Origin of the sequence: Onishia taeanensis (assembly GCF_003268885.1) — a bacterium.
Classification (GTDB): domain Bacteria; phylum Pseudomonadota; class Gammaproteobacteria; order Pseudomonadales; family Halomonadaceae; genus Onishia; species Onishia taeanensis_A.
Genome location: NZ_QLSX01000001.1, coordinates 554,319 through 565,370, shown reverse-complemented (window position 1 = coordinate 565,370; position 11,052 = coordinate 554,319). Strand labels below are relative to the sequence as shown.

At 62.3% G+C, this 11,052-nt stretch carries 10 protein-coding genes and 1 other RNA gene; 8 read left to right on the top strand and 3 right to left on the bottom strand.

The window, feature by feature from the left end:
• Positions 1-27: 27 nt before the first annotated feature.
• From BCL93_RS02695 to BCL93_RS02685, 3 genes are all read right to left on the bottom strand, one after another.
• Complete coding sequence (locus tag BCL93_RS02695) at positions 28-801, bottom strand: TlyA family RNA methyltransferase (protein ID WP_112053547.1); 774 nt, start codon at positions 799-801, stop codon at positions 28-30.
• A gap of 125 nt (positions 802-926) precedes the next feature.
• Positions 927-2,978: a hypothetical protein gene (locus tag BCL93_RS02690; RefSeq protein WP_112053546.1), complete on the bottom strand. Its 2,052-nt coding sequence runs from the start codon at positions 2,976-2,978 to the stop codon at positions 927-929.
• Positions 2,979-3,025: 47 nt separating this feature from the next.
• The gene (locus BCL93_RS02685; protein ID WP_112053545.1) at positions 3,026-4,249 is read right to left on the bottom strand and encodes an ATP-grasp domain-containing protein; all 1,224 of its coding nucleotides are present in this window, start codon (positions 4,247-4,249) and stop codon (positions 3,026-3,028) included.
• Between the two features lie 238 nt (positions 4,250-4,487).
• Between BCL93_RS02685 and ffs the strand changes: the two genes are divergently transcribed.
• The 8 genes from ffs (at position 4,488) to BCL93_RS17215 (ending at position 11,006) form a co-directional block, all read left to right on the top strand.
• Positions 4,488-4,584: signal recognition particle sRNA small type (gene ffs / locus BCL93_RS02680), an RNA gene on the top strand.
• A 199-nt stretch (positions 4,585-4,783) separates the two neighbouring features.
• On the top strand, positions 4,784-7,054 hold the full coding sequence (gene dnaX / locus BCL93_RS02675) for a DNA polymerase III subunit gamma/tau (protein WP_112053544.1): 2,271 nt from the start codon (positions 4,784-4,786) through the stop codon (positions 7,052-7,054).
• 42 nt (positions 7,055-7,096) lie between these two features.
• Positions 7,097-7,423 carry a YbaB/EbfC family nucleoid-associated protein gene (locus BCL93_RS02670; protein ID WP_112053543.1) on the top strand — a complete coding sequence of 109 codons (327 nt, stop codon included), beginning with the start codon at positions 7,097-7,099 and terminating at the stop codon, positions 7,421-7,423.
• Positions 7,423-8,028 (top strand): recombination mediator RecR, encoded by a 606-nt coding sequence (recR, locus tag BCL93_RS02665; protein WP_112053542.1) that lies wholly within the window; start codon positions 7,423-7,425, stop codon positions 8,026-8,028. Before BCL93_RS02670 ends, recR begins: the two co-directional genes overlap by 1 nt.
• A 31-nt stretch (positions 8,029-8,059) precedes the next feature.
• Positions 8,060-9,223, top strand: coding sequence for a ribonuclease D (gene rnd, locus BCL93_RS02660; RefSeq protein WP_258395916.1), 1,164 nt, complete (start codon positions 8,060-8,062; stop codon positions 9,221-9,223).
• Positions 9,216-9,521, top strand: coding sequence for a YcgL domain-containing protein (locus tag BCL93_RS02655; RefSeq protein ID WP_112053540.1), 306 nt, complete (start codon positions 9,216-9,218; stop codon positions 9,519-9,521). The genes rnd and BCL93_RS02655 overlap by 8 nt, the downstream gene beginning before the upstream one ends.
• Positions 9,522-9,573: 52 nt before the next feature.
• Positions 9,574-10,023 (top strand): YcgN family cysteine cluster protein, encoded by a 450-nt coding sequence (locus BCL93_RS02650; protein WP_112053539.1) that lies wholly within the window; start codon positions 9,574-9,576, stop codon positions 10,021-10,023.
• Between the two features lie 557 nt (positions 10,024-10,580).
• Positions 10,581-11,006 (top strand): hypothetical protein, encoded by a 426-nt coding sequence (locus BCL93_RS17215; RefSeq protein ID WP_181463014.1) that lies wholly within the window; start codon positions 10,581-10,583, stop codon positions 11,004-11,006.
• Positions 11,007-11,052: the final 46 nt, after the last annotated feature.

The following is an 11,052-nucleotide window of genomic DNA, read 5'->3' as shown; positions in this document are numbered from 1 at the left end:
CGCCGGAAGAAGATGACTAGCGTCGCCTTAGTCACGTCGGTAGTCACGCCGGCCATGCAGCAGAAATTCGCGGTTGCCGTCGCCGCCTTTGATGGGGCTGTCCTGCCAGCCAAGCACCGTGAAGCCATGCTCTGAGCAGCAGGCGCGGATACGCGACTCGACGCCTGACAGCAGGGCGTCATCGGTCACGATGCCCCGCTCGTTGACCTTGCCGGGCCCAACCTCGAATTGCGGTTTGACCAGCGAGAGCAGCTCAGCACCGGGCGATAGCAGTTGGCTCAGCTGGGGCAGAATCAAGGTCTGGGAGATGAAGGAGACATCCATGATGGCAAGTGACAGCCCGTCGGGCGCATGCTCCGCCATGGCCTGGCGCAATTCGGGAGACTCGGTCATGGCGCGGGCGTTGAGCCCTTCCAGGCAGCTGACTCTCGGGTCCTCGCGAAGCCTGGGGTCGAGCTGGTCGTGGCCGACCTCGACACCGATCACATGGGCCGCACCGAAGTGCAGGGCGCAATCGGTGAACCCGCCGGTCGACTGGCCCACATCCAGAACTATCCTACCGTCGAGACGCATGCCGCGTGCCTCGAGCAAGGCCTCGAGCTTCAGCCCGGCCCGCGAAGCGTAGCGTTCTTCGGGGTCATCGGCGACCGTCAGCGGGCTGTCTTCCGGCAGTTTTTCCGAAGGTTTGGTCAGGGGCGGATGGCCTGCCAGGCTGACCCGGCCATGGCGGATCAGGCGCTGGGCGCGTGAGCGGGAGCGCGCCAGGCCCTGGGCGACGAGCAGCTGGTCGAGTCGGATCATGGAGCCTCTGGCCGAAAGAGCGGAAGGAGTGGGGTGGGATTATACGCAAGACGGCCTACGGGAGAGAATCCCGCAGGCCGTCAGATGCTTGGCATGCATGAAGGGGAGAGGCGAAGAAGCGCAGTCTAGCTCTCTGGCGGGGTCTGTCCGCTGCTCGCCTGTAGCTCGCCCTTGGGAATGCGATCCATGCCCCAGCTGCGATGGATGTAGCCGGTTACCTGGTCGAGCTCCTCTTGGGTGATCTTGGCCAGCTCACCGCGCTCCAGTGGGTCGTAGTGATAGATATACAGGCGCGAGACGAACTGCTCGAAGGGCAACGAGGACTCACCAAAGCGTTCGCCGTGGTCTGCCGTGCTGACTTTGATGCCGTCGCCCCAGTCTTGACCGCTGTCGTTATTGGGGTTGAAGAAGTAGACCCGCATCACGTCATTGGGATCGAGGTTGGCGCGCAGGATGGTGATCGCATGCCAGCCGATGAAGCGGGCCGCAGTGTCGGTCACGGCGATGCCGGCCGGTTGAGGATGAATCAGTGGCTGATTGCCGTTGTAGTAGGGGTGATAGCTTGCATAGAAATGGCGCAGGAAATCGTCCAGTTCCGTTAGCTGCCCGGTCGCGACGTCGACATTGATGCGAAAGCCACGGCCGGACCACCAGCCATGGAATTCCGGGTTGACCCAGCGGTGCGGGTCGCCTTCGCGGCCGATGCAGCGACGGCCCATTTCGGCATAGATGCGATCAAGGTGTGGCACCACGATCAGTGATACCGGGTCTAGGTCCATCGGCAGGGTCTGAGCGACGCCAGAGAGGCTGGCCATGGAAGACAGCGGCATGCCCTCGAAGTGCATGATGATATCGTCATCGCGGGCGGCCCAGGCCACCATCTGTAGCAGGTAGTCCGGATCGTTGTAAGCCCACATTGAGAGGGCTCGCGCCGATTGGCAGGTCGGGTTGTTGCCCTGGCCGACGCCCAGCGGCAAGCCCAGCATGCACAGCACGCCTTCCAGTAGCCTTGCCTTGGGCGAGATGGTTTCCCCAAAGGCGAGGTTCAGGCGCGCCTCGGACCAGTCGGAGAGCGGCAGCCCCAGCTGTCGCCACATGGCCGGCGCCACCGGGGGTTGATAGAAAATGCCGCGCTCGAGTGTCAAGGTCAGGCCGTAGACCGCCTGGGAGGTTTCCGGATATACACCGCCGCGGATCAGTGCGTGGACCAGTTCGTGGTAGCACAGCAGGCAATCTCGCCCGGTGGAGGAAAGGCCCATGGCCTCTGCTAGCAGGTGGTCGCTGTAGTCCAGCAGGTGGCGCAGCAGCACCGGATGATAGGCGGAGACCAAGCCGGTATCGTGCATGGACCGTGCAAAGCCGGTGGCCTCGCCCTGGAGAGCCGCGGCGTCCATGCTGGAGAGTCGCTCGCGATAGATATCGAGTCCCGGATCCTCGCGGGAGGCCCGGGTGGGACCGAACAGCGAGCTGACCAGTCGGTCGGCGCCCTGGCCGCTGCCGCCAAGGTCGATATCGGGGTTGGCCTGGCAGAGTGCGATCTGAGTGATCATCGACTTAACGGGCTCGACCTGGATCGGGCGCTGCTCAAGTATCCGCCAGATTTCCTCGATCAAATGATCGATGATGTGTTCATAACCGATGCGTTCGGACAAATGGCGAAACAGGTGACGCGGCACCTCGGCCAGTCGGCCCTGAGTTTCGCGTTCGGCCTCGGTGGGCTCGCCAAACAACAGCCGAAGGTTGATCGCCATGGTCTGGGTCAGGTAGTGATGCGCCTGTTCCAGGGATATGAGCGGGTGAATGTAATCACCCTTGGCCACGGCCAGCAGTCGCAGTTCGCTTAGCGACTCGATCACCACCATGTTGGGATCGGCGCTGGTCAGCGCATGAGTGGTGAGTGATGGGACCAGATGCTGAGGCGTTTCCCAGTCTGACCCCAGAAAAATCCCGGCTTCTTCGAGAATGCGGCCGCGCGCCTCAATGGCTGCACAGCCGCCCTCCTGCAACATGACCCGCCGAGCGGTATCCAGCACTCGTGGAAGCTTGCTCGGCTTGGCGAAGTCACGCGCATTGTTGAGCAAAGTGATGGCGTCGTCGAATTTCTTCAAAAGGCCAGCGAGTTTCTCGCTGGCCTCTGACGTCTCACTTTGGGGTGTCGTGTCACGTGGCGATGTCACGCAGACTCCTTGTCATCAGGCTTGCATGCTTTCTATGACGCCCTACATCAGACATAGAAATCAAGGTCTTCCATATGCTTGAGAAGATCCTTCATGCGTTGAGCTTCGTCGCCCTTGAAATAGACCAGGCCCCAGTGTGTGCCGAAAGCGGTACGCTTGGTGACGGTCTCTTCCATGGGAGCGGTCAGTTCGTGAGACTCGAAGTACGGATGGTCTTCGACCTCTTCGGGAATCTCCAGCTTGCTGACCACGCGGCGGCGCGGGTAGACACCGAAGCAGCCGGCAAAGCCGTCGGCATCGACCACTTCTTTCGGGAAGAAGGCCTTGACTTCTTCTTCGGTGGTCTTGGGATCGAAGACCAGCATCGAGGCCTGATAGGCGTTGAAGCCGTAGACACGTTCGAGCAGCTCAAAGACCTTGAAGCCCGGTGGGCGATAGGCGACTTCGCCGAAGTACATCTCGCCATCGTTGGTGACGAAGTATTCCGGGTGGATCAGACCGAACTCGATATCGAAGGCCTTGATCAGCTTCTCGATCTGCGTCGTGATCTGCTCACGATACCTTTCGAGTTCCGGAGAGGCCGGCACGAACACCGAATACCCAAGCGTGACGTACTCGGAAATGTTGAGGAAGGCGATCTTGCCGTTGTGAATCCAGGCTTCGACCGCGAATTCCCAACCATCCAGGTGCGACTCCATCAGCACCGGGAATTCCTCGTCGGGAATTGTATCGACCTCATCCGGGGTGCGGATCACGCGATGCCCCAGGCAGCCGGCCTTGTCGAAGGCCTTTAGGTGGATCGGGTCATTGGGGTCGCCGTCGAGCTTGAGCAGCGTCTGGTTGACGCGCTTCAAAAAGCGGATGACGTCTTCCTTGTCGTGCGCTTCCTCGAAGATGCCCACGCGGATGCCACCCAACTGAGCGCGACGCTTCATCAGCGCCTTGTCGCGCAGTAGCAGCGACTGGCCGTAGAGGCGGGGACTATCGAGCAGCACGGAGTTGATTGCACCAGCCCATTCCACGGTCTCTTCGAACAGCGGAATGGCGACGTCGACGCCCATGCCTTTCAGGGTCTCGGCGATCTCCATGGAACGATCGTTGAGGCGCTCGAAGTTCCAGGACACGTAGGGAATATCGTGCTTTTCGCAATAATCCTCGGCCCAATCCGGCGCCACGACCACGTAGCGGCGATCAAAGGTTTCGGCGGCCTCTACAGCGCTTAGGCTCCAGCCCAATAGTGCGATATAGCCCTTGTTGGAATCCTTTTGCATTGGTTCTCTTCCCATTGATGTGAGGTCTTGTAGGTAACGACCAAGCTACACCTATAAGCCTAGACTAGAAAGAAGGCGTCAGGCTTGAGCCTTGCGCCAAACATCTGGCCTTGCGGACCCTCTAAGCCACTGTTATAGTGCGCCCCGCTCGATGCGCTGGTGAATCAACCAGATAGCCTTGAATCTGGATAGCTTTGTAGTTATCGCTTGGCAAACAATCGAGTCGTTATGGTGGCCCCGTCGGTCCTCCCGCAACGCTAAGTCGCAAACCCCGCCAGGCCCGGAAGGGAGCAACGGTAGTGATGGATGCGTGTGCCGGGATGTGGCTGTCGGGGCCGCCTCCATTTCAGGGGACAAAATCTCTGTCTCCTAGTGGTTCCCCCCCCCCTTGCCTTTCGGCCATGCGCTCCAGCAGCTAGAATAGCCCCTTTGGTATAGTCCCTTTGGTTCAGGCTCTGTGCTTGGCCCTGCGTCGTGCGTTGAACGACGTCGTCTATTGTCCATAAAAGTTTCGATGAAAGGATCTCGCGCTGCATGAGCTATCAGGTATTGGCCCGCAAATGGCGCCCCCGCACCTTCCATGAGCTGGTGGGGCAGGAGCATGTGCAGCGCGCGCTGGTCAACGCCCTAGATCAGGGGCGCTTGCACCATGCCTATCTGTTCACGGGTACGCGCGGCGTCGGCAAGACCACGCTGGCACGCATTCTGGCCAAGTGCCTGAACTGCACCGCCAATGGCGAAGATGATAGCGGCGTCACCTCGACCCCTTGTGGGCAGTGCGAGAACTGCCGAGCTATCGACGATGGGCGTTTCGTGGACCTGATCGAGGTCGATGCCGCCTCGCGGACCAAGGTCGAAGATACCCGCGAATTGCTCGATAACGTTCAATATGCGCCGACTCAGGGCCGCTACAAGGTGTACCTCATCGATGAGGTGCACATGCTCTCGACCCACAGCTTCAATGCGCTGCTCAAGACCCTTGAAGAGCCGCCGCCGCATGTGAAGTTCCTGCTCGCCACCACCGATCCGCAAAAGCTGCCGGTGACGGTGCTGTCGCGCTGTTTGCAGTTCACTCTCAAGAATATGCCGCCGGAGCGCATCGTCGAGCACTTGAGCCGAGTGCTCGAGGTCGAGAATGTGCCTTTCGACGAAAGCGCCCTGTGGTTGCTTGGCAAGGCGGCCGATGGCTCGATGCGCGATGCCATGAGCCTGACCGACCAGGCGATCGCCTTCGGCCAGGGCAAGGTACACCAGGTCGATGTCGCTGCCATGCTGGGCACCCTCGATCAGCGCCATGTGCTGACGCTGCTTGAGGCGTTGGCCGAGGTGGATGCGGCGCGGGTGCTTGGTGAAGTGGCTGCGCTGGCTGAGCAGGGGCCGGACTTTGCCGGCGTGCTCGATGACCTGCTTGGGGTGCTGCATCGGCTGGCGGTGGCGCAGATGGTGCCTGGCGCCCTGGATAATGGTCACGGCGACCGTGAGGTTCTGCTGACGCTGGCCTCGCGCTTCACCGCCGAAGACGTGCAGCTTTATTACCAGATCGGCTTGCAGGGCCGCGGTGATATGGATCAGGCGCCAGAGCCGCGTACGGCGTTGGAGATGACCCTGCTGCGGATGCTGGCCTTCCGCCCTCAAGGCGTGCCCAAACCGGCCCAGACGCCGCTGCCGATGACCGGCGACGCCGTGCCGGAGCAGTCGTCAGGCAAGCCCGCTGGGCAAGCATCCGAAAAAGCCCCCAAACAAGCCGCTCAGCCGGCCCCGCAGGTACCTCCCCAGACGCCCGCCCAGGGAGCGGCTTCTGCGCCTGGTGATGATCAGCGCGAGCCGTCATCGCCCACGCCAACGCCGGCTTCTCAGCCTGCGCCTGAATCGGCCGAGCCCACGGCGCAGGCGGATCCGCGGCCCGCCAGTGAGCAGCCGCCCCCCTGGGAGGCACTGCCGGATGACATGACGAGCACGCCGGAGACGCCTGCTGAGTCAGCTATGGAGGGGGGCGAGGATAGCTCTGGGCATGGTTCTGGGCATGACCCTGAGCATGGTTCTGGGCATGACCCTGAGCATGGTTCTGGGCATGACCCTGAGCGTATGCCTGAGGATAGTCCTGGAAACCGCTCCGACAACGGCTTCGAGCAAAGCGACATGGACGCAGCCCCTGCGCCTCTGGAGGCCAGCGCTCAGCCATCTCATGTTCCCGAGCCGGCATCGGATGCGCCCTCAATGGCGCCCGACACCGCGTCCTCAATGGCGCCCGATACCGCGCCCGCAGCCACTGCACCCTCCATGGCGCCCGATACCGCACCCGCAGCGGCGGCTGAAGCACCGTCGGACGCTGTGCCTTCCATCGAAGCCGAAACGCCGCCGGCCCCGGCGAATGCGCAGGCGGCGGCTGATACAGACGCTATTCTTGACCAGGCCGCCTGGCTTGGTCTCTTCGAACAGCTGGGGCTTGGTGGCCTGACACGCAACCTGGCGGCCCATTGCGTGGTCGAACGTGACGATGGCCGGGCTCTGGTGTTGCGCCTTGCGCCGTCCCAGGCGGCCATGAATGCCGAGGTTCACGTCACGCGCATCCAAAAGGCGCTTGCGGGTGTTGGCGTGAAGCGGGCGGTGAGCATCGAGGTGGGCGAGATTCCTGAGGCTGTGGAAACGCCCCGAGGCCAGTCCGAACGCATCAACGCTGAACGTCATGCGGTGGCGGTTGAAGCCCTCAGGGCTGACCCGCATATTCAGAAACTCCAGTCGGCCTTTGGTGCCCGCCTGGTGGAAGACAGCGTCGAACCGCACCAGAACCACGATTCGGCCTGACGCCGCTGGTTCACGACTCAACGACTCAAGAGGAATCTCACCATGATGAAAGGTGGCATGGGCAACCTGATGAAGCAGGCTCAGGAAATGCAGGAGAAAATGCAGCGTGTCCAGGAGGAGGCCGCCAAGGCCGAGGTTCTGGGCGAAGCCGGCGCTGGCATGATCAAGGTCACCATGAACGGCCGCCATGATGTCAGCAAGGTCGAGATCGACCCGAGCATCATGGAAGAGGACAAGGAACTCCTCGAGGATCTGCTGGCTGCCGCGGTCAATGATGCGGTCCGCAAGGTCGAGGCGGCTTCCAAGGCTCAGATGGAAGAGGCCACCGCTGGCCTGGACCTGCCGCCTGGCTTCAAGATGCCGTTCTGATGAGTTTCTCGCCCCTCGTCGACCGATTGCTGGAATCGCTACGCGTGCTGCCGGGGGTCGGGCCCAAGACCGCCCAGCGAATGGCGCTGCATCTGCTCGAACGCGAACGGGAAGGCGGAGAGCGCCTGGCGAGCGTGCTGGCTGAGGCGTTGGCCGAGGTCGGCTACTGCCAGCGCTGCCGCACTCTGACCGAAGAGGAGATATGCGGGCTTTGCCGCAGCACGCGCCGCGATGAGCGGCTGCTATGCGTGGTGGAGTCGCCGGCGGACATGCTGGCCATCGAGGAGGCCGGTGGCTATCGCGGCCAGTATTTCGTGCTGCACGGCCACCTTTCGCCTCTCGATGGCATTGGCCCGGACGACATCGGCCTCGATCAACTCGAAGTGCGCCTCGCTGAAGATGGCGTCGACGAAGTGATTCTGGCTACCAACCCCACCGTGGAAGGCGAAGCCACGGCACATTACATCGCCACTCAGCTCACCGGCCGCCAGATTCGTCTGTCGCGCCTGGCCTATGGGGTTCCCATGGGCGGCGAGCTGGAATATGTCGACGGCGGCACCCTGAGCCGCGCCTTCAATGGTCGCCTGCCTTTTACCGGTGAGTGAGTCGACGTCTGCAGTACTAATTGGAAACGCTATGTCCCTGGCACCCGAATCTCTGGCACCCGAAAATCGCGATCTCGATATCCGTTGGATCGATACGCCCAAGGCCCTCGATGAGGCCTGCGAGGCACTCGCCAGCGCCGACACGCTGGCGCTGGATACCGAGTTCTTTCGTGAGTCGACCTTTTTCCCTGTGCCTGCCCTGGTTCAGCTGTGCGCCGGCGAAACGGCCTACCTGGTCGATCCCCAGGCTGTCGCCGCCACTCCCGCCCTTAAAGCCCTGTTGTCCGAGGGGCCGCTCAAGCTGTTGCATGCCAGCAGTGAGGATCTCGAGGTGCTGGGCGGCTGGGCCGGTGTCAGCATCTGGCCGCTGGTCGATACGCAGGTGGCGCAGTCGCTGCTTAGCGAAGACCCGGCGATGGGCTACCAGCGGCTGGTGGAGCACTGGACCGGGCATATCCTGCCCAAGGACGAAACCCGTTCCGACTGGCTGGAGCGCCCGCTGTCCGATTCTCAGTGCCGCTATGCGGCTCTTGATGTGATCTATCTTCTTGAGGTCTGGCAGGCGCAGAGGGCGGCCCTCGAGGCCCTGGGGCGCCTCGACTGGCTCGAGGCCGATTGTGCCGCCATCGTTGGTCAAGCCGGGCGCAGCCTTGATGCCGACAGTCAGTGGTACCTGCGCCATCGCCAGCTGTGGCGCCTCGAGCGACCACAAATCGAGGCCTATCGGCGCCTGACGACCTGGCGAGAAGGCGAAGCCCGGGCACGCAACCTGCCTCGTGGCTGGCTGGTCAGCGACAAGCTGCTTTACGCGGTGGCCGAGCGCATGCCCAAGGATCGGCATGGCCTGGCCCAGGTCGAAGGCCTGAAACCCGGCGTGATCAAGCGCGAGGGCGATACCCTGCTGGCGCTGGTGCGCGAGGCGCGCCATTGCGATGAAGCCGAGCTTGCCGAGGCCCTGCCGTCGCCGCTCACGGGCCCCTTCAAGAAGCGCTTCAAGGCCCTCAAGCAAGTGGTGACCGGTCAGGCCGAGCGTTTGGGGATCGCACCTGAGGTGCTAATGCGGCGTCGTGACCTCGAGTCGCTGGTGGCGGCCAATCTGCTCGACCGCCCCTTGGTTCTGCCCAACGGCTGGCGTGGCCAGTGCCTGTCTGATGACCTGGCCGCCGCGCTCAATCAGGTAAACGCCCATGAGTGATGCAACCGATCGCAAGCTGCTGTGTGAGATTTTTAAAAGCTCACGTCAGGACGAGATGTATCTCTACGTCGACAAGCGCAACGGCATGCAGGACTTGCCTGACGCTCTGCTTGAGCACTTTGGCAAGCCAGAGCCGGTGCTGACCATGATCCTCACGGCCGACAAACGCCTGTCTCGTGCCAAGGCCGCGGACGTGATGGCTGCCATCGATGAAAAGGGGTTCTATCTGCAGATGCCGCCGGCCAAGGAGGCGTATCTGCTAGACCTCTATCGCACCCCGACGCGGCCGAGCTATTGACGATTCGTCGTTTCGTCCTCATTTGCGCCTCGTTGCGCACCAAGGAGTCCCCATGCGAGAGCGTTTCTGGGAGCGCTACCCCCTTGAAGAGCTGAGCGACGAAGAATGGGAGGCGCTGTGCGACGGCTGCGGGCAGTGCTGTCTGCTCAAGATCGAAGATGAAGACAGTGGCGATGTGGCCGTTCTCAATGTGGCCTGCGAACTGCTCGATATTGCGTCCTGCCGCTGCGGCGATTACGAGAACCGCTTTGCCCGCGTGCCTGACTGTACCCAGTTGACAGCGGCACGGGTCGACGATTTTCGCTGGCTGCCGCACTCCTGTGCCTACCGGCGCCTTCATGAAGGTCGTAAACTGGCCGGCTGGCACCCGCTGATTTCCGGTGATCCCGCCCGAGTTCATCGCAAGGGTATCAGCGTGGCCAGCTTCGCCGTGTCGCAGAAAGACGTGCCTGAAGAAGCACTTGAAGACCACATCATCGCGATCCTGCCTATCGACGGTTAGTCGTTCCCTACCCCCGAGCATGACCATCCTAGCGCTGACCTGAACGTTTTCATTGCAGAACCTGATGCTGAAGAACCATTCCCTTTTCCGATGGTGAAGGAGGTGGCAGGTAACCATGCTATGGAGGTGTGTAACAAAATGTTTTGCGCAGGCCGACAGGCGATGCGTCAGGCAAGGGGCAGCAGCAAGGGGGCAGGCAATGAACATGTTCAAGTTGACGGCCCTGGCGGTGGCAATCGGTTGTTTGTCATCGACAGGCGCCTTGGCGCAATCGTCACCGGAAAATAACTTCGCTAGTCCGTTACCACCGGATCAGATGCAAGGTATTGGCAATAACACGCTGACGGATGCGGAGCTGGATGCATTAATCGACGACCTCGAAGCTCCGGCGGCAGGCGGCGGTGGTGGCTGTGGCGGTGGAGTCGAGGAAGGTTGTGATGGCTTTTTCTTCCAGGTAGCGGCGATTACGCCTCCTCCGGGCGCGCCTGAACCAACCGATCCGACCGACCCGACTGGTCCAACCGATCCCACTGATCCTACCGACCCTGGTAACGGTGGTGATGGTGGTGCTGGTGGTGGTTCTGACGGCGGCGCTGGTGGTGGTTCTGACGGTGGCGCTGGTGGTGGTTCTGACGGTGGCGCTGGTGGTGGTTCCGGCGGCGGCGCTGGTGGTGGTTCCGGCGGCGGCGCTGGTGGTGGTTCCGGCGGTGGCGCTGGTGGTGGTTCCGGCGGTGGCGCTGGTGGTGGTTCCGGCGGTGGCGCTGGTGGTGGTTCCGGCGGCGGCGCTGGTGGTGGTTCCGGCGGTGGCGCTGGTGGTGGTTCCGGCGGTGGCGCTGATGGTGGTGCCGGCAGCGGTGCTGGCGGTAGCGGTGCCGGTGGTAATGGCGGTAGCGGAGGTAGCGGCGGCGGTGCCGGCGGCACGGGTTCCGGCGCGGGTGGTTGATCGCGCTAGGCCGTTTTCGCCGACTGTTCCGTTAGCGTAAAGCGACCAGTGTCAAAAAAGAGGCCTCGTCCGGTGAAAGCCGGACG

What these genes read in the sequence shown, in the direction of transcription:
- BCL93_RS02655 (WP_112053540.1), top strand. Translation starts at nt 9,216, where the DNA reads ATGAGTGATGCAACCGATCGCAAGCTGCTGTGTGAGATTTTTAAAAGC.
- BCL93_RS02685 (WP_112053545.1), bottom strand. Translation starts at nt 4,249, where the DNA reads ATGCAAAAGGATTCCAACAAGGGCTATATCGCACTATTGGGCTGGAGC.
- BCL93_RS02695 (WP_112053547.1), bottom strand. Translation starts at nt 801, where the DNA reads ATGATCCGACTCGACCAGCTGCTCGTCGCCCAGGGCCTGGCGCGCTCC.
- BCL93_RS02650 (WP_112053539.1), top strand. Translation starts at nt 9,574, where the DNA reads ATGCGAGAGCGTTTCTGGGAGCGCTACCCCCTTGAAGAGCTGAGCGAC.
- recR (WP_112053542.1), top strand. Translation starts at nt 7,423, where the DNA reads ATGAGTTTCTCGCCCCTCGTCGACCGATTGCTGGAATCGCTACGCGTG.
- dnaX (WP_112053544.1), top strand. Translation starts at nt 4,784, where the DNA reads ATGAGCTATCAGGTATTGGCCCGCAAATGGCGCCCCCGCACCTTCCAT.
- BCL93_RS02670 (WP_112053543.1), top strand. Translation starts at nt 7,097, where the DNA reads ATGATGAAAGGTGGCATGGGCAACCTGATGAAGCAGGCTCAGGAAATG.
- rnd (WP_258395916.1), top strand. Translation starts at nt 8,060, where the DNA reads ATGTCCCTGGCACCCGAATCTCTGGCACCCGAAAATCGCGATCTCGAT.